This is a genomic window from Amycolatopsis kentuckyensis (genome assembly GCF_002155975.1).
GTDB lineage: Bacteria > Actinomycetota > Actinomycetes > Mycobacteriales > Pseudonocardiaceae > Amycolatopsis > Amycolatopsis kentuckyensis.
Map to the genome: position 1 here is coordinate 17,978 of NZ_MUMI01000268.1, position 24,178 is coordinate 42,155.

19 protein-coding genes, 2 tRNA genes and 1 pseudogene are annotated in these 24,178 nt (G+C 73.3%); 4 read left to right on the plus strand and 18 right to left on the minus strand.

Annotation, left to right across the window (positions count from 1 at the left end; translation table 11 throughout):
• Positions 1 to 55 precede the first annotated feature (55 nt).
• Complete coding sequence (locus tag CCN39_RS25380; RefSeq protein ID WP_244210999.1) at positions 56 to 1,258, minus strand: helix-turn-helix domain-containing protein; 1,203 nt, start codon at positions 1,256 to 1,258, stop codon at positions 56 to 58.
• A 389-nt stretch (positions 1,259 to 1,647) separates the two neighbouring features.
• The gene (locus tag CCN39_RS25385) at positions 1,648 to 2,160 is read right to left on the minus strand and encodes a lytic polysaccharide monooxygenase auxiliary activity family 9 protein (protein ID WP_086846002.1); all 513 of its coding nucleotides are present in this window, start codon (positions 2,158 to 2,160) and stop codon (positions 1,648 to 1,650) included.
• Between the two features lie 274 nt (positions 2,161 to 2,434).
• Between CCN39_RS25385 and lexA the strand changes: the two genes are divergently transcribed.
• On the plus strand, positions 2,435 to 3,088 hold the full coding sequence (gene lexA, locus CCN39_RS25390) for a transcriptional repressor LexA (protein WP_086846004.1): 654 nt from the start codon (positions 2,435 to 2,437) through the stop codon (positions 3,086 to 3,088).
• A gap of 1 nt (position 3,089) precedes the next feature.
• Here lexA and CCN39_RS25395 read toward each other — a convergent pair whose 3' ends face one another.
• A complete protein-coding gene (locus CCN39_RS25395) occupies positions 3,090 to 4,292 on the minus strand; it encodes a cytochrome P450 (protein WP_086846006.1) in 1,203 nt (400 codons plus the stop codon).
• A 112-nt stretch (positions 4,293 to 4,404) separates the two neighbouring features.
• On the opposite strand from CCN39_RS25395, the gene CCN39_RS25400 reads away from it, so the two are divergent.
• Entirely contained in the window at positions 4,405 to 5,850 is a 1,446-nt protein-coding gene (locus CCN39_RS25400) for an MFS transporter (protein ID WP_086846007.1), read from the plus strand.
• 308 nt (positions 5,851 to 6,158) lie between these two features.
• Here the strand turns inward: CCN39_RS25400 and CCN39_RS25405 are convergent, their stop codons facing one another.
• On the minus strand, positions 6,159 to 6,464 hold the full coding sequence (locus tag CCN39_RS25405) for a DUF4287 domain-containing protein (protein ID WP_244211000.1): 306 nt from the start codon (positions 6,462 to 6,464) through the stop codon (positions 6,159 to 6,161).
• Positions 6,465 to 6,487: 23 nt separating this feature from the next.
• Positions 6,488 to 7,240 (minus strand): class I SAM-dependent methyltransferase, encoded by a 753-nt coding sequence (locus CCN39_RS25410; RefSeq protein WP_086846011.1) that lies wholly within the window; start codon positions 7,238 to 7,240, stop codon positions 6,488 to 6,490.
• Positions 7,241 to 7,334: 94 nt separating this feature from the next.
• On the opposite strand from CCN39_RS25410, the gene CCN39_RS25415 reads away from it, so the two are divergent.
• Positions 7,335 to 7,931, plus strand: coding sequence for a TetR/AcrR family transcriptional regulator (locus tag CCN39_RS25415; protein WP_086846036.1), 597 nt, complete (start codon positions 7,335 to 7,337; stop codon positions 7,929 to 7,931).
• Positions 7,932 to 8,000: 69 nt separating this feature from the next.
• Here CCN39_RS25415 and CCN39_RS25420 read toward each other — a convergent pair.
• Positions 8,001 to 8,072: transfer RNA gene (locus CCN39_RS25420), tRNA-Val, on the minus strand.
• Positions 8,073 to 8,109: 37 nt separating this feature from the next.
• Positions 8,110 to 8,184, minus strand: a tRNA-Val gene (locus tag CCN39_RS25425).
• Between the two features lie 168 nt (positions 8,185 to 8,352).
• Here CCN39_RS25425 and CCN39_RS25430 point away from each other — a divergent pair.
• Positions 8,353 to 9,795 (plus strand): DHA2 family efflux MFS transporter permease subunit, encoded by a 1,443-nt coding sequence (locus CCN39_RS25430; protein ID WP_086846038.1) that lies wholly within the window; start codon positions 8,353 to 8,355, stop codon positions 9,793 to 9,795.
• A 49-nt stretch (positions 9,796 to 9,844) separates the two neighbouring features.
• Here CCN39_RS25430 and CCN39_RS25435 read toward each other — a convergent pair whose 3' ends face one another.
• The 11 genes and pseudogenes from CCN39_RS25435 to CCN39_RS25485 all read right to left on the minus strand — a co-directional run.
• Complete coding sequence (locus tag CCN39_RS25435; RefSeq protein ID WP_086846013.1) at positions 9,845 to 13,153, minus strand: serine hydrolase; 3,309 nt, start codon at positions 13,151 to 13,153, stop codon at positions 9,845 to 9,847.
• Complete coding sequence (locus tag CCN39_RS25440; RefSeq protein ID WP_086846015.1) at positions 13,150 to 14,115, minus strand: ABC transporter ATP-binding protein; 966 nt, start codon at positions 14,113 to 14,115, stop codon at positions 13,150 to 13,152. The genes CCN39_RS25435 and CCN39_RS25440 overlap by 4 nt, the downstream gene beginning before the upstream one ends.
• Entirely contained in the window at positions 14,112 to 15,989 is a 1,878-nt protein-coding gene (locus CCN39_RS25445) for a dipeptide/oligopeptide/nickel ABC transporter permease/ATP-binding protein (RefSeq protein WP_086846018.1), read from the minus strand. The genes CCN39_RS25440 and CCN39_RS25445 overlap by 4 nt, the downstream gene beginning before the upstream one ends.
• Position 15,990: 1 nt before the next feature.
• Positions 15,991 to 16,971 (minus strand): ABC transporter permease, encoded by a 981-nt coding sequence (locus tag CCN39_RS25450; RefSeq protein ID WP_086846020.1) that lies wholly within the window; start codon positions 16,969 to 16,971, stop codon positions 15,991 to 15,993.
• A complete protein-coding gene (locus CCN39_RS25455; RefSeq protein ID WP_086846022.1) occupies positions 16,968 to 18,560 on the minus strand; it encodes an ABC transporter substrate-binding protein in 1,593 nt (530 codons plus the stop codon). Before CCN39_RS25455 ends, CCN39_RS25450 begins: the two co-directional genes overlap by 4 nt.
• Positions 18,557 to 19,447 carry a serine hydrolase gene (locus tag CCN39_RS25460; protein ID WP_167455172.1) on the minus strand — a complete coding sequence of 297 codons (891 nt, stop codon included), beginning with the start codon at positions 19,445 to 19,447 and terminating at the stop codon, positions 18,557 to 18,559. Before CCN39_RS25460 ends, CCN39_RS25455 begins: the two co-directional genes overlap by 4 nt.
• Complete coding sequence (locus tag CCN39_RS25465) at positions 19,444 to 20,829, minus strand: serine hydrolase domain-containing protein (RefSeq protein WP_086846024.1); 1,386 nt, start codon at positions 20,827 to 20,829, stop codon at positions 19,444 to 19,446. Before CCN39_RS25465 ends, CCN39_RS25460 begins: the two co-directional genes overlap by 4 nt.
• A gap of 17 nt (positions 20,830 to 20,846) precedes the next feature.
• Positions 20,847 to 21,947: an o-succinylbenzoate synthase gene (gene menC, locus CCN39_RS25470; RefSeq protein ID WP_086846026.1), complete on the minus strand. Its 1,101-nt coding sequence runs from the start codon at positions 21,945 to 21,947 to the stop codon at positions 20,847 to 20,849.
• Positions 21,944 to 22,834, minus strand: coding sequence for a GNAT family N-acetyltransferase (locus tag CCN39_RS25475; RefSeq protein WP_167455173.1), 891 nt, complete (start codon positions 22,832 to 22,834; stop codon positions 21,944 to 21,946). The genes menC and CCN39_RS25475 overlap by 4 nt, the downstream gene beginning before the upstream one ends.
• A 23-nt stretch (positions 22,835 to 22,857) precedes the next feature.
• Entirely contained in the window at positions 22,858 to 23,979 is a 1,122-nt protein-coding gene (locus CCN39_RS25480; protein ID WP_086846028.1) for a M20 family metallopeptidase, read from the minus strand.
• Positions 23,976 to 24,178, minus strand: a pseudogene (locus tag CCN39_RS25485) (amidohydrolase family protein); the annotation flags it as partial. The gene CCN39_RS25480 and the pseudogene CCN39_RS25485, both read right to left, overlap by 4 nt.

Sequence of the window (24,178 nt, forward strand, 5' to 3'; positions counted from 1 at the left end):
TGCTCGCTTTCGTCCGTGATCCACTTCGCCCCCAGGATCGCGGCCGCGGGCCGGATCAGCCTGGGCCGGTTTGGCCCACCCGGACGACGGACGGCGGCCCGGCGGCGCCGACGACCTCGCCGAGCCGTGCCGCGTCGCGCGACCCGGGTGCCGCGGTGAGGACCACCGCCATCAGGCCGTCCCCCGGCACCTCCAGGAGGTTGCCGTCGAGGGCGATGTCACCACCGTCCGGGTGCCGGAAGACCGCACGGTTCTCGTACGTGGAAACGGTTTCCGGCGCGCGCCACAAGGTGTCGAACGACCGGCTCGTCGTCCGCAGTTCGTCGACGAGCCCGGCGAGCGACGCGTCCGCGGGGTAGCGCAGGGACGTGTCCCGCAGCCGCGCGGCGAGCATCGCCCGGAACCCGGCCGCGCGCTCGTCGTCGCGGCTGATCCCGCGGGGTGCGTTGCAGAACGTGCGCCAGGCGACGTTCCAGTCCCGCTCGTGCCCGGTCGGGCCGCCGGCCTGCAGCGCGAACCACGCGCCGTTGACGGCGAGTACGTTCCACGCCGCGTCGGCCAGGAACGCGGGGGTGTGGCCGAACCGTTCCAGCAGCCGCACGGCCGCCGCCCCGGCCGCGCGCGGCACCTGCCCGTCGACCGCGGCGTACCCGGCCAGCGCGCAGAGCCGCTCGTAGTCCGCCCGCCCGAGCCGCAGGGCACCGGCGATGGCGGTCACCACCCCGGCCGACGGGTGGCGGCGCCCCTGCTCCAGCCGCCGCACGTAGTCGGCGGACACCCCGGCCAGTTCGGCGAGCTCCTCCCGCCGCAACCCCCGGGTCCGCCGCCGTCCGGCCGGCAGCCCGGCCGCGGCCGGATCGGTGTTTTCGCGCAGCCGGCGCACCGCCGCGCCGAGTTCGTGCAAAGCCATGGCACCAGGATGCCCCGGAAGCTGCGCCCGCGGCCGGACGCGCGCTGCCTTGTGGACAGCGCTGCGGCTTCCGGCCCTCGGCGGGCCGGTGGCTGTGGTGGGGTGCCCTCGGTCCAGCGCCACACTTTCCTCCGCGGGCAGCTCCAGCAGCGCGCCGAGGTCGCCGTCGCGGAAGGTCGTCCGCCCGGCGAACGCGACCGTGCGCAGCGCCGTGCGGCTCACCCGCACGACAGCACCGGACACGGCCGGGCTCGTCAGCAACCGCAACCGCGTCAGGTCGGCGAGGGTGAGGGGCCCGCGGTAGTCGGTGGCCAGGCTCAGCTCCGCCAGGCCGGGCACGTCGGCCACGCCGCGCAGCAGCCGGAGGCGCGTCGGCCCGGGCAGGTCGCGGGCGAAGCCGAGGTCCGGGATCGCCGGCCCGCCCGGCGAACCGACGAGCAGGCTCGTGCACCCCTCGGCCGGATCCGCGCCGCCGCGACCAGCTCGGGCCGGGGCGACCGGTGGCGGTGCGGACGGGCTCCTCGCCTTCCCCGGCGGGCAGCCGCCGGTACTCCGTACCGGCGCCGCGCACCCCGAGTGCGAGCTGACCGGAGAACTCCGCGAGCCGCCGGCGGGTCGGCTGCGCGATCTCCCCCTGCCCCGTACCACCGGCAGGACGAAGCCCTGGCGACGCTGACCGAAGCGACCGGCTGCGCGGTCCGGCCACAGCGTCCACTGTGGCCGGACCGCACGCCGGGTCAGCTCACCTGCAGGTCGATGCAGGCGTAGAACGCGTTCGCCGTGTCGGCGATGTTCCACACCGCCAGGACCGTCTGGCGGCCCGTGCGGTTGCCCAGGTTCACCGGGTGCGAGACCGTCGACGGCGGCTGCTGGTTGTTGCCGCTCACCTCCGCGATTTTCTGGCCGCCGATGAAGTACTGGTAGTTCGACGTGCGGTGGCGGGCCGTGAAGGTCCAGTTGAAGGTCACCGTGCGGCCGACGTTCGCGGCACGCCAGCCCTTGCTGTTGTCGTTGAGCTCGGCGAACTGGGCCACGCCGCCGTTGCAGGACCGCAGGCCCTTGGGGCCTTCGACGCTCTGGGGTTCGTACTGGATCTGCCCGCACTGCACGATGTGCTGGGCGCACTGCGCCTGCCGGCTGGCCGGCGAGCTGACGTAGCCGTGCGCACTCGCGATCCCGGCGGGGTTGAGCACCACCAGCACCGGGGCCAGGAGGGTGCCCACGGCGGCCGCGACCAGTTTGCGGTTCATACCAGCTCCTTCGGGGACAGGCTCGCCTCCCGCCGCCGGGCACGGCGAAGCCGCGGCCCCGGCCTCGCTGGGAGGTCCGCCGCGACGGGAAGGGTTACGAGCGAAGGAAAATTGTGGTCTAGACCATACGTCCAATCGTTACCCAGGTCAACGGCTGGCAAAGTCACGAATGATGTTGGTAAGGCGCCAACCGTCACCCGGTGTTCCGTTGAGCGGGACCGCGACGGCCGGACCGGCGGCGGGACGCGGGACGCGTGCCTCTAGGATCACGCCGGTGACCACCTACGACGACACGTTCGAGCACCTCGACCCCTCGGCCCTGCCGGAGCGGCAGCAGCGGATCCTGGTCGCGATCCGGGACTGGGTGGTCCAGCACGGTTACTCCCCCAGCACGCGCGAGCTGGGCGAGGCGGTCGGCCTGCAGTCGACGTCGTCGGTGTCGAAGCACCTGGCCAGCCTCGAAGACAAGGGCTTCCTGCGCCGCGGCGCCACGGTGTCGCGCCCGATCGACGTGCGCGCGTTCCTGACCGGCACGGGTTCCGCCGAAGACGGCGACTCGGTGCCGGTGCCCGTCGTCGGCGACATCGCGGCCGGCACGCCGATCTCGGCGGTCGAGCACACCGAGGACGTCCTCAAGCTGCCCCGCGACCTCACCGGCCGCGGCACGGTGTTCGGCCTGCGCGTCCGCGGCGACTCGATGATCGACGCGGCCATCTGCGACGGCGACATCGTCGTGGTCAAGCAGCAGTCCGAGGCCCACTCGGGCCAGATCGTCGCGGCGATGATCGACGAAGAGGCGACGGTCAAGGTCTACCGCCGCCGCGACGGCCACGTGTACCTCGAGCCCCGCAACCCGGCCTACGACGTCATCGACGGCGACCGCGCGGTGATCCTCGGCGCGGTCGTGTCGGTGCTGCGCAGCGTCTGACTCACCAGGTGACGGGCAGTTCGTACACGCCGTACACCGACCCGTCGTGCTTGAACGGGATCTTCCCGACCTCGGTGGCCAGCGCCAGCGTCGGGATCCGCCGGTACAGCGTGCCGTAGACGACCTGCAGCTCCAGCCGGGCCAGCGGCTGGCCGAGGCACTGGTGGACGCCGAAGCCGAAGGCCACGTGGCGGTGGGCGTCGCGGGTCAGGTCCAGCCGATCGCCGCCCGGGAAGACCTCCGGGTCGCGGTTGGCGATGTCGTTCGCCATGATCAGGCCTTCGCCCGCGCGGATGGTCTCGCCGGCGATCTCGATGTCCTCCAGCGCGAGGCGGCGGCGCCCGTTGTGCGTGATGTTCAGGTAGCGCAGCAGTTCTTCGACCGCCGACGCGACCAGCGCCGGGTCGTCGCCCTCGCGCAGCAGCGCCAGCTGGTCCGGGTGCTCCAGCAGGGCCAGCGTGCCGAGCGCGATCATGTTCGCCGTCGTCTCGTGGCCGGCGATGAGCAGCAGGACGCCCATCTGCGCCGCCTCGGCCCGCGTCAGCTCCCCCGCCCCGACGCGGGCGGCCAGCCCGGACAGCAGGTCGTCGCCGGGGTTCGCGAGCTTCGCCCCCACCAGCTCGTCGAGGTAGCCGATCAGCGCCCGGTGCCCCGCGGCCCGCTCCTCGGGCTCGGCGTCGCGGCGGATGATGACCTTGCTGTTCTCCTGGAAGAAGTCGTGGTCGGCGTACGGGACGCCCAGCAGCTCGCAGATCACCAGTGACGGCACCGGCAGCGCGAACGCCTCGACGAGGTCCACCGGCTTCGGACCGGCCAGCAGCTCGTCGATCAGGTCGTCGACGATCTTCTGCACGGCCGGGCGCATCGCGGCGACCCGGCGGATCGTGAACGGCGCCGTCACCATCTTGCGCAGCCGCGCGTGCTCCGGGTTGTCCATCAGGATGAAGCTGATGCCGGTGCCGCCCTTCGGCAGCGGCGCGGGGCTCGGGTAGCCGGGGCGGGTGACGTCGGCGCTGACCCGGGGATCGGCCAGCAGCGCCCGCTGGTCGGCGTAGCGGGTGACCAGCCACGGCGTGCTGCCGTCCCACAGCCGGACGCGGGCGAGCGGGCGCTCTTCCTGCAGCGCGCGAGCGGCGGGCGGCGGGTCGAACGGGCAGCCCGCGGCCCGGGTCATCGGGAACTCGGGGATTTCGGTCGTCGTCATCGTTCCTCCGCCGTGGCCATCGGTTCGTGATCAGTCAACCGAAGACTGCTACGCTAAGTCAAGCGACTGATTTAATTCGGCTGTGCCGCCCACTCCCCCCGGAGGACCGCTCGTGCCCGACCCATCCCCGTCCGCGCCGGAGCCTTCGCCGCGCGCGAACCTCGTCGTCGCGGTCCTCGCCCTCGCCGGCATCACCGTCTCGCTGATGCAGACGCTGGTCATCCCGCTGATCCCGGCGCTGCCCGGGCTGCTGCACGCCTCCGCGGCCGACGCCACCTGGGCCATCACCGCGACCCTGCTCGCGGGCGCGGTGGCGACCCCGACCATGGGCCGGCTCGGCGACATGTACGGGAAACGGCGGATGCTGCTGATCAGCCTCGGCGCGCTGGTCGCCGGCTCGACGATCGGCGCGCTGTCGGACAGCCTGGTGCCGATGGTCGCCGGGCGGACCCTGCAGGGCCTCGCCGCCGGCGTCATCCCGCTCGGGATCAGCATCATGCGCGACGAGCTGCCGGCCGAACGGCTCGGCTCCGCCACGGCGCTGATGAGCGCGTCGCTCGGCGTCGGCGGCGCACTGGGCCTGCCCGCGGCAGCACTGCTGGCCGAAAACGCCGACTGGCACGCGCTCTTCTGGACCGCGGCCGGGCTCGGCGTGGTGGTCACGGCGCTGGTCGTCGCGCTGGTGCCGGAGTCCCCGGTCCGCACGGGCGGCCGGTTCGACGTGCCGGGCGCGGCGGGGCTTTCGATCGCGCTGGTGTGCTTGCTGCTGGCCATCTCGAAGGGTGCCGACTGGGGCTGGGGCAGCGCGGCGACGCTGGGCCTGTTCGCGGCCGCCTTCGTCGTCCTGCTGCTGTGGGGCCGCTGGGAGCTGCGGACGGCGCGGCCGCTGGTGGACCTGCGGACGACCGCGCGACGCCAGGTGCTGTTGACCAACATCGCCTCCGCGGTGTTCGGCTTCGCGATGTTCGCGATGTCCCTGGTCCTGCCCCAGCTGCTGCAGCTGCCGGCGGCCACCGGGTACGGCCTCGGGAAGTCGATGCTGGCGGTGGGCCTGGTGATGGCGCCGTCGGGGCTGGTGATGATGGCGCTGGCCCCGGTGTCCGCGCGCGTTTCGGCCACGCGCGGGCCGAAGACGACGCTGATGCTCGGCGCGGTGGTCGTCGCCGCGGGGTACGCCCTCGGCGTCGTCCTGATGAGCACGACCTGGCACCTGGTGCTGATCTCGAGCATCATCGGCGCGGGGATCGGGCTCGCGTACGGCGCGATGCCCGCGCTCGTCATGGGCGCGGTGCCGGTGTCGGAAACGGCGGCCGCCAACAGCCTCAACACGCTGATGCGGTCGATCGGGACGTCGGTGTCCAGCGCCACGGCCGGGCTGATCCTCGCCCGGCTGACGATCTCGTTCGGACCGGCGGCTTTGCCGTCGCAGAACGGGTTCCGGCTGGTGCTGGGCATGGGCGCGGCGGCGGCGTTGATCGCGCTGGCCGTTGCGGCGTTCCTGCCGCGGTGGTCACCGGCGGCCGCGACTCGGGAACCCGCCGTCGCGGCCGGCCGCTGACCGCGTCCCCGCCCTTCGGGCTACGCCGGTGATGACCCTCCAATCACGCGAGTTGCGGCTTCAACCACACGGCTTCTATCTCGCGTGGGACCCCTCCGCCGACCCGAACGCCGGATTGTTCAACGGCCGTCACGCCGCGTCAAGGCGGGAAAGCGTGCCTTGACCCGGCGTGCCGGCCGCTGATGCGGCTGCGTATCGGGTTGGCAGGGGGGTGTGGCCGGTGGTGGCAGTTGGTCGGTGGGGTGGCGGTGGCCGATGGGAGGTGGCCGTGGTGGCTATCGGGGGCGGGGTGCGGTTGTCACCTTTGCTCAGGCGCGGGTTGCCAGGCCGTCCAGGTGGAGGGCTCCTCCTGCGTGGTTCTCCGCTACGTACTCCGGGCCCTTTGTCACCAAGCGGGCTATTGCCGTTGCGTGGCCGTGGCCCAGGGCGTGTTCCGTCTTCAGCCATGACACGATCTCGGCCGTCTTGGTGAGGTTCCTTGCCTCTGCCAGTTCGAGGAAGCGTCTTGGGGTGATGCCCGTCTGCTTCTCCGCGTTGTCGAGGTAGGCCTGAAAAGACATGGTTGCTCCCCAGTTGGGCCGGATGAAGTCGAGGTCGTCCTCGGGTGTTGCCACCGTCTCACCGACAACTTTTTTTGTCAAGAGCGGGTCGCGACCACCGCCAAGGTGGTGTACGGCAGCACGAAGCTTCCGCCGAGCTCGTCGATCGCCGCCCCTACCTCGGACAAGATCTCTGTCAGCTCCGAAGGCTGCAGGCGGGTCAAGCCGCCCGTTGTGGGGAGGAAGTCGAGCCACTCCTCGCGCGTGTACGTGCGCTCCCACTCGAAGCTCCAGCGGTCCGGGACACCAAGGCCCTCCGCCTCCGTGATCGCGTTGGCGAAGCCGGTGAACATCACGTCGTAGATCTCCGCCGCCGGACGGGAGTCGCCTGCGAAGGGCGCTGCGGGAATCACTCGGCGGCACGCCTCCGCGAACGCTTCCGCCACCTCCGACGGCGGCTGGAACACGTGCGCGAACACCGCCAGCAACCCGCCTGGGCGCAGGATCCGCGCCGCCTTGGCCGGGCCCGTCGCCGGGTTCACCCAGTGCCACGCCTGGCCTGCTACCACCGCGTCGAACGTCCGGCCTCGCGGCTCCCAGTCCTCGAACTTGGCCACCTCGACGTCGATTCCGCCGCTGCGCGCGAAAGCCGCCATGCGGGCGTCCGGGTCGATGCCGAGCACCTGGCAGCCCGCCTCGCGGAACTGGCGGGCCTCGATTCCCGTTCCGCAGCCCACATCCAGGATGTCGGTGCCCGGGCTCGCCTCGACGATCCGGTCCACCAGCTCGCGTGGGTATGCCGGCCGCGCTCGGTCGTAGCGTTGCGCGTCCGTTCCGAAGGATTCCGCCATTGCTCGGGCTTCGTGAGGTTGAGTGGGCATGTGCCCACTTTAGTGGGCGCTCGCCCACTAGGACAAGTGGCGGGCGTGCCGGAGAATGGGCACCATGCCGACCGGGGTCCACCTGCGCGATGTGCGCAAGCAGCTGTTCGACGCCGCCGAGCGGGTTCTGCTCCGTGACGGCCCCCCGGCGCTGACCAGCCGCGCAGTGACCACGGAAGCCGATGTCGCCAAAGGTGTTCTGCACCGGCACTTCACCGACTTCGACGACTTCCTGGCCGAACTCGTCCGCGCCCGCATCAGCCGGCTGGCGGACCAGGCCGCCCTCCTCCAGGCCTCAGCGGGAACGCGGACCGTCGGGGACAACCTCATCGATGCCCTGGCCGAGCTCTTCGACCCGATCTCGGTGGCCCTGACGAGCCTGGTCTTCTTCCGCGACGAGCTTCGCGCCCGCGTCCGCACGCGCAACGGCCTCCCGATCCTGGCGGAGGCGCGGGACATGCTGACGAGCTACCTGTCCGCCGAGCGCGCACAGGGCCGCATCGCCGCGGACGCCGATGTGGACTCCCTGGCCCTGTCGCTGATCGGTGCGGCCCACCTGCTGTTCGCGGGCCGTCGCCGGGGAACCCTGCCCGACAACCGAGAACTCGGGAAAATGGTCCACACGGTCATCGCCGACGTGGTCCAGCGGCGCCTGCTGTGATCCGGGCCGCAATGGATGGCACGCACGAAGAAGGCCCCGTCCGCGGACGGGGCCTTCTTGGCTGTCTTGTGGGCGATACTGGGATCGAACCAGTGACCTCTTCGGTGTGAACGAAGCGCTCTCCCCCTGAGCTAATCGCCCGCGGTACGAACTTCCACGAAATCCGGGGGTGGACTCGTGGTGCGCGATACTGGGATTGAACCAGTGACCTCTTCCGTGTCAGGGAAGCGCTCTCCCGCTGAGCTAATCGCGCGCTGCGGAACTTCGTACTGGCGGAAGCATATCGGACGCCCCGAGCGGCCTCGCAGGGGGGCCGGTGACCCGAAAACCGCCTGACAGAAGAGGCCCGAAACAGGCACACTGCAAGGGACGCCCCGTGTTCGTCACGGCCGTCCCGGCCGACCAGGAGAGTCCCACCTCGATGACCGAAACCGTGTCCACCCCGCCCGCCGACGTGAACCGCGCCCCGGCGCGCTCGGGACTCCTCATCGGGATTCTCGTGCTCTCCGCGTTCGTGATGATCCTCAACGAGACCATCCTCAGCGTCGCGCTGCGGGACCTGACCGTCGACCTGCGGGTGCCGACGACGACCGTGCAGTGGCTGACCAGCGGGTTCCTGCTGACCATGGCCGTCGTCATTCCCACGACCGGGTTCATGCTCGAACGGTTCTCGCCGCGGCAGGTGTTCCTGTTCTCGCTGGCGGCGTTCAGCCTGGGCACCCTGCTCAGCGCGCTCGCGCCCGGGTTCGGGCTGCTGATGGCCGGACGCGTCGTGCAGGCGTGCGGCACCGCCGTGATGCTGCCGCTGCTGATGACGACGGTGATGCGGCTGGTGCCGCCGGAGCGGCGCGGCGCGACCATGGGCACGATCACGATCGTCATCGCGGTCGCGCCGGCGATCGGGCCGACCATCGGCGGCGCGGTGCTGTCGCTCGGCTGGCGCTGGATGTTCTGGATCGTGCTGCCGCTGGCGATCGCCGCGCTGGTCGTCGGCGGGCTGCTGCTGCGCATCGACGGCGAACGCCGTCAGGTGCCGCTGGACGTGCCGTCGGTGCTGCTGTCCGCGATCGGGTTCGGCGGGGTGCTGTACGGCTTGTCGTCGAGCGGCGAGCAGGGCGGGGCCGAGCCGGCGGTGCCGGGGTGGGTGCCGATCGTCGTCGGCGTCGCCGCGCTGGTCGTGTTCACCTGGCGGCAGCTGCGCCTGCAGCGCCGGGACCGGGCGCTGCTCGACCTGCGGCCGTTCACCCACCGCAGCTTCGTCGTCGCGCTGGTGCTGACCGCGCTGCTGTTCGTGTGCCTGATCGGCGCCGCGGCGATCCTGCTGCCGCTCTACCTGCAGACGGTGCTGCACACGAGCACGTTCGTCAGCGGGCTGGCGGTGCTGCCCGGCGGCCTGGTGCTGGGCCTGCTGGGCCGCCCGGTCGGCGCGCTGTTCGACAAGGTCGGCGGGCGCCCGCTCGTCATCCCCGGCGCGGCGGCGATGGCCGCTTCGCTGTGGCTGTTCGCGGTGCTGGGGCCGAATTCGCCGCTGATCGCGGTGATCGGGATCCACGTGCTGATGATGGCCGGGCTGGGCCTGATGATGACGCCGCTGTTCACCGAGTCGCTCGGCGCGCTGCCCGAACACCTGTATTCGCACGGCAGCGCGATCCTCTCGACGCTGCAACAGGTGGCGGGCGCGCTCGGCACGGCGATGTTCATCAGCGTGGCCACCCTGGGCAGCCACGACACGACGGCCGCCAGCCCGGACGCCTCCGGTCTGCGGGCGGCGTTCATCGTCGCCGGCATCGTCGGCCTGGTCGCCTTCGCCGGCAGCTGGCTCATCCGGCGCGGGCCGGCCCCGCAGCCCGCCTCCCACCACTGAGTCCCGCTTCCGCCCGGCGAAGGCGAGCGGAAGCGGGGGCTCAGATCAGCTACTCGGCCTTCGGAGTCGCGCGGACGCCGCTGTGCAGGTACCGCTCCCCCGTCGGCAGCGTGTAGAACGTCGCCGAGATCCAGGACCGCGTTCCCGGCTCGCGGAAGGCGAACTGCGGGCCGCCCAGCGGGAGCAGGTCGTGTTCCGTCGTCGGTTCCGGGACCAGCTCGGCGATCGGGCCGGTGATCGTCTGCCGCATCCGCAGGCCCGCTTCCCTTTCGAACACCTCGATCCGCATCGACGCGCGCTCGTAGACCCCGACGAAGTCGGCGACCGCCACGGACGGCGGCACGGCAGGAGGCGAAATCGGCCGCGGAAGAGCCACTCCGGCCAGCGAAGCGAAGATCTCGCGGTAGAGCTCCTCGTACAGGTCGCGCGTGTTGCCGCCGTTGGCGAGCAGCGTGACGGCCAGGTCGTGCGAGGGCAGCAGCCGCAGGAACGCCGACTGCCCGATCGTGTTGCCGTCGTGGCCGATGACGCGGTGGCCGTCCCAGTCGAAGCGGATCCAGCCGAGGCCCCACGAGTCGCCCAGCGTGTGCTTGTCGGGCAGGTCCGCCTGCCACTCGGTCATCGCCGCCGCCGACGCCTCCGACAGCACCTCGCCGCCACCCGCCAGGTGCATCCGGGCGAAGGCCAGGACGTCCGCCGCCGACGCCGTGATCAGCCCGGCCGGGCCCGCCGACCGCGGCAGGGTCCACGCCGGGGCCGGCTGCGGCTCGCCCTCGCCGGCCGCGACGTGGCCCATCGCCGCGCGGTGCAGCAGCGCCTCCTCGGGCAATGTCCCCGTGTGGGTGAGCCCCAGCGGGGTGAACAGCCGCTCGCGCAGGGCCGCGTCCCACGTCTGCCCGGTCAGCCGCTCGATCACCCGGCCGACCAGCACGAACCCGGAGTTGCAGTAGGACAGCGTCGCCCCGAGCGGGTGCACCTGGGCGACCTCGTCCAGCAGCCCGACGAACTTCTCGAGGCAGTCGTCGCCGCGGCCGGTGTCGGTGAAGACGTCGCCGTCGATGCCACTCGTGTGGGTGAGCAGGTGCCGCAGCGTCACCTGCTTGGTGACGTCGGGGTCGGCCAGCCGCAGCTCGGGCAGCACGTCGGCGATCGGCGCGTCCAGCTTCACCAGGCCCTCGTCGACCAGCTGCATCGCCACCGTGGCCGTCCACACCTTGGTGATCGAGCCGATCTGGAACACCGAGTCGTCGGTGACCTCGACCCCCGTGGCGGTGTTCAGCACGCCGTGGCTCGCGACCACCCGCTCGTCGCCGCGGAGGATGCCCAGCGACGCACCCGGCACCCGGTGCTTGCGCGCGAGCGCGGCCAGGCGCCGCCGCCAGTGCGCGGCGTCGAGCGGCACCCGCGCCGGCCTGCCCGGCTCGCCCGCGTACTGCGAAACCCAGTCGACGATGCGCCGGTTGAAGTCGAGCCGGTGCGACGGCTTCCCATCGAGGATGAACAGGTGCGATGCCCCGGGGTAGAGCACCAGGCGGGTGGGCACGCCCTGCCCGCGCAGCGCGGTGAACCACTGCTCGGCCTGCCCGGCCGGGCACCGGTCGTCGGCGGCGCCGTGCACCACCAGGGTCGGCGTGCGCACCTTTTCCACCTGGGCCAGCGGGGAAAGCGCCGCGTAGTGGGCCCGGTTCTCCGACGGGATCGCGCCGAGCTCGGCGACGCCGAGGTAGTGCCCGCTGTCGGACGTGCCGGCCATGCTGACGACGTCGCTGACGACCCCGCCCGCGACCGCCGCGGCGAAGCGGTCGTCCCGGCTGGTCAGGTAGCAGGTCATGAAGCCGCCGTAGCTGTAGCCGGCCACGGCGAGCCGCCGGGCGTCGGCCACGCCTTCGGCGACGAGGGTGTCCAGGGGCTCGAGGAAGTCCCGGGCGTCGGCCACCCCCCAGGCGCCGACCGCCGCGGTGTAGAACGCTTCGCCGTAGCCGTCGCTGCCGCGCGGGTTGAGCAGCAGCACCGCCCAGCCGCGGGCGACGAGCTCCTGGTGGTAGAGGTGCACGGCGTCGGCGGTGCCGTTCCAGGCGTTGTGCGGGCCGCCGTGGATGTCCAGCAGCAGCGGCCGCGGGCCGGTGCGGGCGGGGTCGCGCAGCAGCCAGCCGGCCACGACCGTGCCGTCGGATACGGTGAACTCCCGCTCCTCGGCGGGGAACGGCTCGAGGTCCGCGGGTCCGTGCGCCGTGCGCACCTCGACCTCGCCGCCGGGGAGGGCGACCGTCGCGATCTGGCCGTAGGACGTCGGCGTGGCCAGCACGATCGCCGCCGTGCCGCCCGCGGCCGACATCGCCGCCACGGCATTCCCCGTGCCGCCGACGACGAGCCGCGGCGCACCCCCGTCGAGGTCGACCGCGTAGAGGTGGGTGTAGCCGCGGTCGCGCGCGCAGAACAGCACGGTGGAGCCGGCGAGCTGCGGGAGCGCGCCCGGGTAACCGGGAGCCCCCGGCATGACGTTCCGGTCCAGCGGGGCGGCCAGGTCGGTGGTTTCGCCGCCGTCCAGGGGGATCCGCAGCAGGCCGAGGTGTCCCGGAGCCGTGTCGCGGCGGCCGACGACCAGCAGCGCGGTGCCGTCGGCGGTCCAGGTGACCGTGCCGCACATCCCGTCGCCGGAGCCGGCCAGGCGCGGCTCGCCGCCGGGCTCGACGACGTACGCGCCGGAGCGGAACGTCAGGTCGGCATCGGCGTCCGGCCCCGCGGCGAAGGCCAGCAGCGAGCCGTCCGGCGACCACGCGGGGTCACCCGCGTGCCAGTCCCCCGACGTCACCTGGCGGACCTCGCCCGAAGCGACGTCGAGGACGTGGACGTGCTTGCGCAGCATCCGCAGCAACCCGGCGCCGTCGGCCTTGAAGTCCAGCCGGTCGGCGACCACGGGAGCGCCCGCGCGGCGGGCTCGGGCAGCGGCGTCCTCACCGTCGTCCGCGGCGAGATCGACCGGGGCGGCGAAGGCGATCTCGGCGCCGTCCGGGCGCCAGACGGGGGTGCCCGCGCCGAGCGGCAGGCTGGTGACCCGTTCGGGTTCGCCGCCGTCCGCCGGGAGCAGCCACAGCTGCGCCGGGCCGTCCTGGGCGCGCAGGAACGCCAGGCGCGTGCCGTCCGGCGACCACGCCGGCGCCAGGTCGGCCGGGCCGCGGGTGAGCCGGCGCGGCTCGCCGGCTTCGGTCGGGACGAGCCAGAGCGACCGGGTGTCCTCGTCCTGGTCGCGGTCGGCGGTGCGCAGCACGTACGCGATCCGGGCGCCGTCGGGCGAGATCGCCGGCTGCTCGGGGAAGGCGAAGGCGTCGAGGTCGTCGATGCCGGGACGTCGGGTCATGCGGATCTCCTCGTGGGATGGCCGGCGGCGAAGTGGCACGCCGCGGAGTGGGGCCGGCCCGCGGCCTCGCCGGCCGGGTCGGCGGTGACGCAGACGGTGCGATCGGGGTGCACGAGCGGCCCGATCGGGCAGCGCGGGTGGTAGCGGCACCCGGACGGCGGGTGGTGCGGGTCGGCGGGTTCGGTGTCGGCGAGCGCGGCGGTGCCGGGTTCGGCGCCGTCGCCGGGGTCGTCGAGCAGGCTCCGGTGCGCGGACGGCGCGGCGGCCAGCAAGTCCCGCGTGTAGGGGTGCTTCGGATCGGTGAGGACCTGTCCGGCGGGCCCGGCCTCGACGATCCGGCCCAGGTACATCACCGCGACGACGTCGCTGACGTACCGCACCACGGCGAGGTTGTGCGAGATGAACAGCATCGACAGCGCCAGCCGCCGCTGCACCTCCCGCACCAGGTTGAGCACGGCGCCCTGCACCGAGACGTCGAGCGCGGAGGTGATCTCGTCGGCGATCAGCACCTTCGGCCGCCCCGCCAGCGCCCGGGCGAGCGCGACACGCTGCCGTTGCCCGCCCGAGAGCTGCCCGGGCAGCAGGTCCGCCCGTTCGGGGTCGAGGTTCACCAGGTCGAGCAGCCGGGCCACCTCGGCCCGGCGCCCGGCGCCGCGGGGCATCGCCTCGGCGATCGACTCCCCGATCGCCATCCGAGGGTCCAGCGAGGAATACGGGTCCTGGAACACCATCTGCAGCGGACGCCGCCGGGGCAGCCGGCGCACGTCGACGCCGTCGAGCAGCACCCGCCCCGCGCTGACCGGGGCGAGCCCGGCGGCCGCGCGCGCGAGGGTCGACTTGCCGGAGCCGGACTCGCCGACCAGGCCGACGACCTGTCCGGAAGGGACGGTCAGGCGGACGCCGTCGACCGCGGTCAGCTTGCCGTAGCGGACGCTCACCGCGTCGAACTCCAGTGCGCTCATGCGGCACCCTCCTCGTGCGACTGTCCGGAAAGGACACTGACCTGGGGGTGCCAGCAGGCGACGCGGTGGCCGTCCGCCGCCGGTTCGAGCACCGGGTCTTCGGTGCGGCAGCGGTCCGAGGCCACCGGGCACCGGGCGGCGAACGCGCAGCCTGCGGGCACCCGGCCCGGTTCCGGCGGGCGGCCGGGGATGACTTCGAGGGGCTGGTCGCGGTCGGTCTCGAGGTCGATGGTGGTGGCCAGCAGCGCCCGCGTGTACGGGTGCCGGGCCGGGGCGCCGGTCGGCAGGTCCTCGACGATCCGGCCGGCGTACATCACCAGCATCCGTTCGCACGTCTGGGAAACGACGGCGATGTCGTGGCTGATCAGCAGGATCGCCGCGCCCTCGGCCTCGCGCGTGCGGGCCAGCAGGCGCAGCACCTGCCGCTGCACGGTGACGTCGAGCGCGGTCGTCGGCTCGTCGGCGACGATCAGCTTCGGCCGGCCCATCAGGCCCATGCCGATCATCGCCCGCTGCCGCATGCCGCCGGAGAACTCGTGCGGGTACTGCCGCGCGCGCAGCTCGGGGGCCGGGACGCGCACCGCGGCCAGCCGGTCCACCGCACGGGCGAACGCCGCCCGCCGCGACAGGCCGTGGTGCTGCTCGGACACCTCCGCCAGCTGGCCGCCGACCCGGCGGGCCGGGTTGAACGACGTCATCGGGTCCTGGAACACCATCGCCAGCGCGGTGCCGAGCTCCCGGTCGGAGGCGGTGTGCAAGGGCTTCCCGGCGAACTCGAGCCGGTCGGCGGTGACCACGCCGGGGGCTTCGACCAGGCGGGACACGGCCAGCGCGGTCAGGCTCTTGCCGGAGCCGGACTCGCCGACCACGCCGATCGCTTCGCCGGCGCGGACGCTGAAACTGACCCCGCGCACCGGAACCGTCCAGCCGGCCGCCCCGGGGAACGCCACCCGGAGGTTCTCCACCACGAGCACGGCGTCCGCGGGCGGCTCGCCGAGCGCGGGCCGGGCCGCGGGAAGCGGCGGCGCCCCACGCCGGGTCGCGCGCGTCCGGACCCCGACCACCGCGGCGACCGTCTCGCCGACCAGGTTGAACGCCAGCCCGGCGAGCACCACCGCCGCGGCCGGGGCGAGCGCGGCCACCGGGGTGACGTAGATGCCGTCCAGGCCTTCGCGCAGCAGCCGTCCCCAGTCGTAGTCCGGCGCCTGCACGCCGATCCCGAGGAACGACAACCCGGCGAAGGCCAGCAGCGCCGAGCCCGCCCCGATGGTCGCGTTCACGACGAGCGGCTCGCCGATGTTCGGCAGCACGTGCCGGGCCAGCAGCCGGACCCGGCCGACACCGGCGATCCGGGCCGCGGCCACGAAGTCACGGCCGCTGACCGACGCCGAGAGCGTCTGCACGAGCCGGGCGAACGCCGGCGCCGTCGCGAAGCCGATCGCCAGCACCGCGCCCTGCGTGCCGACACCGAAGATCACCGCGAGGAACAGGGCCAGCAGCAGCCCGGGGAACGCGACGGCGATGTCGACGACCGCCGTGAGCAGCCGGCCCGCCCGCCGGGGCAGCACGGACGGCAGTGTCCCGAGCACGACACCGGTGCCGGCGCCGATCGCGGTCGCGAGCACGGCCAGCCCGACCGAGAGCCGGGTCGCGACCAGGGTGCGCAGCAGCAGGTCCCGGCCGAGGGAGTCGGTGCCGAACGGGTGCGCCCCGGACGGTCCCTGGCCGATCGCGTCGGTGTCGATCGCGGCCGCGCCGTCGCCCCAGAGCAACGGGGCCAGCGCGGCCAGGACGACGACCAGGGCCAGCAGCACCGCCGAGCACGCGCCGACCGGCGTGCGCACGGCCGCCGCCCACGTCCCGCGTCGCGCCATCTCACGCCTCCCGAATGGCCGAGCGCGGGTCGAGCAGCCCGAGCACGACGTCGACCAGCAGGTTCACCAGCAGCACGCCGACGCCGTAGACGAGCACGATCCCCTGCACCAGCGGGTAGTCCTTCTGGAGGATCGACTGCACGATCGTCGAGCCGAGGCCGGGCCAGGCGAAGACGTTCTCGACCAGCACCGTGCCCGCGACCATCCCGGTCAGCATCAGCCCGCCCAGCGTCAGGGTCGCGGTCAGCGCGTTCGGCAGGGCGTGCCGGACGTAGACCAGCCGCGCGGGCAGCCGCTTCGCCCGCGCGGTGCGGACGAAGTCGGCGCCCAGCACGGACAGCAGCTCCACCCGGACGATCCGCGCCAGCACCGCCGACGGCCCGGTGGCCAGGGCCGCGACCGGCAGCACGTACGCACTCGCGCCGTCGCCGCCGGCCACCGGGAACCAGCCGAGGCCGACCGCGAGCAGCGCCACCAGCGCGACCGCCACCAGGAACTCCGGGACGGCGGCGAGGAAGGCGCTCACCGACGTGAAGGCCAGTTCGCTGCCCCGCCGGCGGCCGCCGCGGGTCAGCACCGCGAAGGTCACGCCGACCGGGATCGCGACGGCGACGACGACCGCGAAGGCCAGGACCGCCAGCTGCAGCGTCGCCGGCAGCCGGTCGCCGATCACCTGCGTGACCGGCTGGCCGCTCGCCATCGACGTCCCGAGGTCACCGGTGACCAGGCCGCGCAGGTAGTGCCCGTACTGCACCCACAAGGGGTCGTCGAGGCCGAGCTCCAGCCGCTTCGCCCGCACCAGGTCGGCCGGGGCGGTCATGCCGAGCGCCGCGCGCACGGGGTCACCGGGGACCAGGTGGATCATCAGGAAGGCCGCGGTGACCAGCGCCCACAGCGAGACGGCGAACCGGGTCAGCCGCCGGGCGGCGAACGCCGGCCACGGTCCGCCGCGCAGCCGCGCGGGCGCCGCCGCCGTGGTCATCGCGCGTACATCCGGATCGACGACGGGGTGATGCTGCCCTGGCTGACCTCGAACCGCGCACCGCTCGCGTAGTACGGCACGACGGAGTCGATGTAGGGCACCACGTCGACACGCTCGACCAACGCGGTCTCGGCGGCCTGCCAGGCCGGGCAGCTGGCCTCGCCGCTCATCGCGGCCGCCTGCTTCACGCCCTGGTCGTAGGCGGGGTTGGCGATGTGGCCGAAGTTGGTCCCGTCCGGTGCCGCCGGGCCGGACACGAACGGCACCAGCTGGCTGGGCAGGGTGAGCCCGAGCGGCCCGAGCGACACCTCCCACTCGCCGGTGCCGAACAGCACCTGGGACAGCCCGGGACTGTCGACGGCCTTGAGCGTGACCTCGGCACCGAGGGCCTTCCACGTCTGCTGGGCCAGTTCGGCGGTGGGGGCCATCGTCGGGCCGAGCTGGGTGCCGTAGAGGACGGTGAGCGTCAACCGCTTGCCGCCCTTGACGCGCACGCCGTCCGGGCCGGCCTTCCAGCCCGCGCCGTCCAAAGCGGACGCGGCCGCCGCCGGGTCGTGCGTGGGCAGGTGGCCGCTGACGGTGTCGCCCGAGCACGCCTTCGGCTCGGCGGTGACCAGGCTCTGCGACGGCTTGCCGGTACCGGTGGTCAGCACCTTGCCGAGCTGGGCCAGGTCGAGCGCCTGGGTCAGCGCGCGCCGCACGGTTTCGTCCTGGCCGGGGCGCCCGGCGGCCTGGTTGTAGAAGATCTCCCCGAGCGGGGCGAGGAAGTCGGCGTGGAAGAGCTTGCGCGCTTCGAGCCGCTGGCGGTCCGGCCCGTTGATCTGGCTCGCGTTGAGCTCGCCGGACAGCAGCAGGTTCGCCGCCGTCGCGGTGTTCGGGACGACCCGGGCGACGACCTTGTCCGGCAGGCCCGGCTGCTGCGCCCGCCAGTCCCCCGGTCCCCACGTGTAGTCCTTGCGGCGGGTGAACGTGTAGTGGTCGTTCGGCACGATCTCGGAGACGGCGAACATGCCGGTGCCGCTGCCGCCCGCGGCCAGGAGCTTCCGGTCGGCCAGCCCCTTGCCGCAGACGATCGGCAGGCTGCCGACGTTGCGGAGCAGGAACGCGTCGGGCGCACCGCTGGTGACGGTGATCGTCCGGGTGGCTTCGTCGGCGGCGGCCTTGGTGCCGGGCGCGATCGTCAGGCCGGCGAACGGCGACTTGTTGGCCGGGTCGCCGACGAACCCGATGTTCGCGGCGGCGTCGGCGGCGGTCAGCGGGCTGCCGTCGGCGCAGGTGATGCCGGGGCGCAGGGTGAACTTCGCCGTGGTCGTCGTGGCGTCCCACTTTTCGGCGAGTTCCGGGAGCGGCTTGCCGTCGGGGGCGAGTTCGAGCAGGGAGTCGTAGAGGAACCGGCCGACCTGGCCGGCCACCGCCAGCACCGACATGTGCGGGTCGAGGCTGCCCGGGTCGGAGGGCAGCCCGAGGGTGAAGGTCTTGCCGTCGGCGAGGGTGCCGCCGGACGCGCCGGCGTCACCCGGTCCCGCGCAGGCCGTGGCCGCGAGGGCGAGCGCGCCGAGCAGGACCACCGCCGTCCGTGTCTGGGTCATGGGGTTTCCTTCCGCAGGTGGTCGACGGCGAGCCGGCCGGCCCGGCCGATCGCCGCGTCGATGGCGGGTTGCCGGTCGGCCAGGGAGTTCGCGCGGGTGAACACCGCGACGGCGAAGCGGCGACCGTCCGGATAGGACACGACACCGGCTTCGTTGCGCACCGACGGCAAGGTGCCGGTCTTGGCCGCGACCCCGACGTCCGAAGGGAAGCCGGACGAGAGGCGGTGCGGCCAGATCTGCCGGGCCAGCATCGAGCGCACCCGTTCGCACGCCGCCGGGTCGCCGGCGCGGTCGGTCCACACGGCGTCGAGCAGCTCGGTGATCTCCCGGGGCGTCGACGACGTGGTGCGCTCGGGGTCCAGCACCGCGAGCTTCCGCGTCTGCTCGGGGGTCGCACCCGCGAACACCGCGTCGATGCCGGCGTCCGCGGGCGCCCCGACGTCGGCGAGCACCGAGGCGAACAGGTCCTCGCAGCAGCCGATCAGCCGGGTGCGGTGCAGGCCGAGGTCGGCCGGCACGCGGTCGACGGCCGCCGCCCCGATCCGGTGGTAGACGACGTCGGTGGCGGCGTTGTCGCTCATCGTCAGCATGACCAGCGCGAGGTCGCGCCAGCTCATCTCGACGTCGTCGGCGCAGCCCGCGGTGCCGATGCCGCCGATGCGGTAGCGCGGCCCGACGCGGGTGCGGGCGGTCTCGTCCAGCCGTCCCGCGGCGGCTTCCCGCGCGTAGGCGACGGCGACCAGGATCTTGAACACCGACGCCAGCACCACCGGATCGTCCGCGCCGACGGCCACCGAAGGGCCGCCGCCGATCTCCCGCGCGTGCAGGAACCCGCGCGCGCCCGCGTCCGCGAAGACTTCGGCGATCTCCGCCTCGACCGCGCTCACGCGTCGACCCGCCGGTCGGCGCGGCCGGTGTGCAGGTACAGCGCGCGCCCGGTGCCGTCGTCGCCGACGAAGGCGTGCGGGACGTACATGCCCTGCATCGGCTCGGCCAGGATGAGCGTGTCGCCGTTCAGCGCGACCAGCTCGGTCTTGTCCGGCTTGGCCAGCTCCGCGAGGATCCCCTTCGGGACGCGCTCGACCCAGACCCGGCCGTCGTCGTCCTGGCTGACCACGATGTCGGCCACCGACGAGGAGTACTCGCCGACGTACCGCGAGGCGTCGACGCGTGGCGCGGCCGGGTCCGGCACCGGCGGCACGGCCAGTTCGATGCCGGTCAGCTCGCGCAGGACGTGCCCGAGGACCTCGGTGTAGACGGCGATCGGGTCGCCGCCGTTGGTCAGCAGGGCCACCGCGACGTCGTGCTCCGGCGCCACGCGCAGGAACGCGGACTGGCCGATCGTGCCGCCGTCGTGGCCGACGACCACTCCGCCCGGCGCGTCGAACAGCGACCAGCCGAGCCCCCACGCGTCGCCGAAGAGGCCGAGCTCGGGCAGCTCCACCAGGCGTTCCCGCATCGCGCGGGCGCTGTCCGCGCCGAGCATGCGGGTGCCGTCGGGGCCCTCGCCGTCCCGCAGGTGCATGGCGGCGAACGTGACGAGGTCCCGCGGGCGCATCGCGAGCATCGAGCCGGCCGGGGCGTTGGACGGCGCCAGCGCCCAGGTGCCCGCGGGTTCCGGGGCGGCGCCGGGCGAGGGCGTCAGGTGCCCGAGCGCGGCGCGGAACCGGATCGCCTCGTACGGGCTCGGCGCCGCGTGCGTCAGGCCGAGCGGCGTGAACAGGTGGTCCTGGAGGCACTCGTCGTAGGTCTTGCCGCGCAGCACTTCCACGAGCCGGCCGAGCACGCAGTAGGCGGCGTTGTTGTAGGAGAACATCTCGCCGGGCTCGAACAGCTGGGGGACGTCGCCGAGCGTCGCGACGTACTTCTCGATGCAGTCGGCGCCGCGGCCGGTGTCGGTGAAGATGTCGCCTTCGAACCCGGCGGTGTGGCACAGCAGCTGCCGGACGGTGATCCGCGCGGCCGCGGCCGCGTCGCCGAGCACGAATTCCGGCAGGTACTTCCGGACCGGCTGGTCGAGGTCGAGCCCGCCGTCGTCGACGAGCTGCAGCACGAGGGTGGCCGTCCAGACCTTGGTGATCGAGCCGATCTGGAACAGCGAGTCGGCGTCGGCTTCGACACCGGTGGCCTTGTTGAGCACCCCGGCGGCGTGGTCGACGATCTCGCCGCCGGCGTACACGGCGACGGCCGCGCCGGGCACGTCGTGCTCGGCCAGCAGGGCGGGGAGCCGGGTGTGCAGCCAGGCGGAGAGTTCGGGGAGTTTCGACATGGGGACCTCTCGTTTCGCTAGGCGAGCCAGGACTTCGCGGTGGTCACCTCGGCCAGCCGCCCGGGGATCGGGGTGACGCCGAGACCGGGCCCGGACGGCACCGGCAGCCGTCCGGCTTCGAGCACGAACGGCTCGGTGATGTCGGTGCGGTAGAACCGGTCCGACGCCGAGGTGTCGCCGGGCAGGGTGAACCCGGGCAGCGACGCCAGCGCGACGTTGGCGGCCCGGCCCAGTCCGGTTTCGAGCATTCCGCCGCACCAGACCGGGACGCCGTGCGCGACGCAGACGTCGTGCACCCGCCGGGCCTCCAGGTAGCCGCCGACCCGGCTGGGCTTGATGTTGACGATCCGGCAGGCGCCGAGCGTGATCGCGGCGGCGGCCGACCGGGCCGACACGATGGTCTCGTCCAGGCAGATCGGCGTCCGGAGGTGCCGGGCGAGCTCGGCGTGGCCGAGCACGTCCTCCTCTTCCAGGGGCTGCTCGATCAGCAGCAGCCCGAACGGATCGAGGCGTTGCAGCTGCGGGACGTCCGAGAGCGTGTACGCCGTGTTTGCGTCGACCTGCAGCAGGACGTCGCCGAAGCGCTCGCGGACCGCGCGCACCGGCTCGACGTCCCAGCCGGGTTCGATCTTCAGCTTGATGCGCAGGTACCCGGCATCGAGGTAGCCGCCGACGACGTCCAGGAGCTGCGGGATCGAGTCCATGATCCCGACCGACACCCCGCACGGCACGGAGTCCGATGTGGACCCGAGCGCCGTGCCGAAGGACAGGCCGTGCGCTCGCAGCTCGGCGTCGAGCACGGCCATTTCCAGCGCGGCCTTGGCCATCCGGTGGCCCTTGACCTTCGCCAGCAGCGGCGCGACCCGGTTCGCCGTCAGCTCTCCGGCGGCGAGGAGCGCGGGCACGAGGAAGGCCTGCACCACGTGCTCGACGCCGTCGATGTACTCCGAGGAGTAGAGCGGGCCGGCCATCGCCCCGCACTCGCCCCAGCCTTCGCCTTCGGACGTCACCGCCCGCAGGAGCAGCAGTTCGCGGTCGGCCTGCGTCCCGAACGACGTCCGGAACGGGGCCACCAGGGGCATCCGCACGCGGAGGAGTTCCACACCGGTGAGCTTCACTGAGACTCCTTGGTCAGCACGTACCAGCCGGCACGATCGAATCCGGTGACCGAGGCACCCCCGGCGAGCAGGCCGCCGAGCACCTCCCGCAGCGCGGCCCGCCAGGCCCGGCCCAGGTCCGGGTCGGTCCGCCGGAGCGCCTCGATGTCCGGCGGGACGGCGACCAGCACCACCGGCGCGTCCGCGGCACCGGTGACCGGGCGGGCGTCCGGGCCGGCCGAAAGCGCGACCGCGGCTCCCCCGGCCCGCAAGGCCGTCGCGTCCACCCGGTCCGGCCGGCCGGCGGCGGCCGTCCGCACGGACGGGCTCGCCAGGTCCCAGGTGACCATGAGGCGGTCGGAGTCGCCGGTGCCGTTGATGCCGTCCTGCATCGGGCCGTAGAAGTCCGGCAGGTAGCGGGCCGGGCGGGCGGCGAGCTTGGTCAGGTTGAAGTGGGCGTTGCGGCGCACCAGCGGGTCGAACGTCCAGGAGATCTCCGCGACGCCCTGGCGCAGGGCCCAGGCGCGCTGGTGCAGTTTGAGCGCGAAGCCGATGCCGCGGCCGTGCCCGGCCGTGGCGACCCCGGCGATGTGGCTGTGCAGTCCTCCCTTCGCGGGTTCGCCGAAGAACCCGAAGCAGGCGCCGAGCAGTCCCGGCCCGTCGAACGCGCCGGCCACGTAGTTGCCCGCCGACACCATGGCCCGCAGCAGTTCGGCCGTGACCAGGGGGTTGCCGGGTGCGGGCCGCCAGATCGATTCGAAGAGCCGGGACACCGCGGCCAGGTCGGGGACCTCGGCCAGGGTCCGGATCCGGACGCCCGAGGCGAGGGCGGCGCCGGCCGCCGCGGCGGTGGCCTCGTCCCGCAGCGGCGGGGCTGTGTTCGTCACGACTTCTGTCACGCCCACCATCCTTTCCGGACGGTCGCCGCCGGTCACCGTTGTCCCGTACGGGATTCTCGGTGGGTGTTCGTCGGCGCGGACGAACTCCGCCGCCTCAGCACGGTTTCGGTGAGCGCGGTGAGCAGCGCGGTCCGCCGGGGCAGCTCCGCGACGACGACGTGTTCGTCGTCGGCGTGCGCGCCCCCGCCGACCGCGCCGAGGCCGTCGAGCGTCGGGATGCCCAGTCCCGCGGTGAAATTGCCGTCCGAAGCACCGCCGACCGAGGCCTGGGTGAGTGTCCCGGCCGCGAGTTCGTTCGCGAGCACGAACAGCTCCGAAGACGCTCCCGCGTCCAGCGGCGCGCGGTTGATGCCGCCGACGATGCGGATCCGGGCCTCTTCGTGCACCGGTGCGAGGCTTCTGATGGCGCGGTCGACGCGCTCTTGTTCGGCCGCGTCCCACACCCGCACGTCGACGGCGACGCTCGCCTTGGCGGGCACGGTGTTCGTCGTGGTCCCGGCCGTCAGCGCGGTCGGCACGACGGTGGTGCCCAGGTCCGCGTCGGCGAGCGCGGCGATCGCGAGGATCTGGTGGGCGAGCTCGATCCCCGCGTTGACGCCCTTTTCCGGTTCGAGCCCGGCGTGCGCGGCGCGGCCTTCGACCTCGACGCGGTACAGGGAAACGCCTTTGCGGCGCGTCTTCAGCGCGCCGCCGTCGGCCGAGGCTTCGAGCACGAAGACCGCGTCGCAGCTCTTGGCTTCCTCTTCGATCAAGGTGCGGGACAGCGGCGAGCCGATTTCTTCGTCGCCGGTGACGAGGATCGAGAGGCCGTCGCGGTCGGTCAGCGCGGCGGCGGCGTGCAGGGCCATCACGACCCCGGCCTTCATGTCGAAGCAGCCGGGTCCGCGCAGGATCCCGTCTTCGATGGTGAAGGGGTGGGTGCGCAGGGAGCCCAGCGGCCACACGGTGTCGTGGTGGCCGAGCAGCAGGACCCGCGGCTCGCCGTCGCCGAACCGCCAGCGCAGGTGCGTGCAGCCGCCGGTGACGATCCGTTCGGGCTCGGCGCCGAGCAGGCGGCGGCCGATCCCGGCGACGACCTCGGCGCTGCGCGCGACGGCATCGTGGTCGGCCGAAGGCGACTCGCACCGGACGAGCGTCCCGATGTCGTCGATCACCGCGGCTCACCCCGCAACGGCTTGCCGGGCAGCGCTTCCGCGTCCAGGTTTCCGTCCCGGACCACCGGAACTCCGGCGACGTACAGGTGCCGGACACCTCGCGAAGGCCGGGTGGGGTCGGCGTAGGTGGCGGTGTCGGTGATGCGGTCCGGGTCGAGAACGACGACGTCGGCGTCGGCCCCGGCGCCCAGGTGGCCCT

Coding starts and splice junctions, on each gene's coding strand:
- CCN39_RS25385 (WP_086846002.1), bottom strand. CDS start 2,160: ATGAACCGCAAACTGGTCGCGGCCGCCGTGGGCACCCTCCTGGCCCCG.
- CCN39_RS25395 (WP_086846006.1), bottom strand. CDS start 4,292: ATGACGACGACCGAAATCCCCGAGTTCCCGATGACCCGGGCCGCGGGC.
- CCN39_RS25410 (WP_086846011.1), bottom strand. CDS start 7,240: ATGGCGGAATCCTTCGGAACGGACGCGCAACGCTACGACCGAGCGCGG.
- CCN39_RS25415 (WP_086846036.1), top strand. CDS start 7,335: ATGCCGACCGGGGTCCACCTGCGCGATGTGCGCAAGCAGCTGTTCGAC.
- CCN39_RS25430 (WP_086846038.1), top strand. CDS start 8,353: ATGACCGAAACCGTGTCCACCCCGCCCGCCGACGTGAACCGCGCCCCG.
- CCN39_RS25435 (WP_086846013.1), bottom strand. CDS start 13,153: ATGACCCGACGTCCCGGCATCGACGACCTCGACGCCTTCGCCTTCCCC.
- CCN39_RS25440 (WP_086846015.1), bottom strand. CDS start 14,115: ATGAGCGCACTGGAGTTCGACGCGGTGAGCGTCCGCTACGGCAAGCTG.
- CCN39_RS25445 (WP_086846018.1), bottom strand. CDS start 15,989: ATGGCGCGACGCGGGACGTGGGCGGCGGCCGTGCGCACGCCGGTCGGC.
- CCN39_RS25450 (WP_086846020.1), bottom strand. CDS start 16,971: ATGACCACGGCGGCGGCGCCCGCGCGGCTGCGCGGCGGACCGTGGCCG.
- CCN39_RS25455 (WP_086846022.1), bottom strand. CDS start 18,560: ATGACCCAGACACGGACGGCGGTGGTCCTGCTCGGCGCGCTCGCCCTC.
- CCN39_RS25465 (WP_086846024.1), bottom strand. CDS start 20,829: ATGTCGAAACTCCCCGAACTCTCCGCCTGGCTGCACACCCGGCTCCCC.
- CCN39_RS25475 (WP_167455173.1), bottom strand. CDS start 22,834: ATGGTGGGCGTGACAGAAGTCGTGACGAACACAGCCCCGCCGCTGCGG.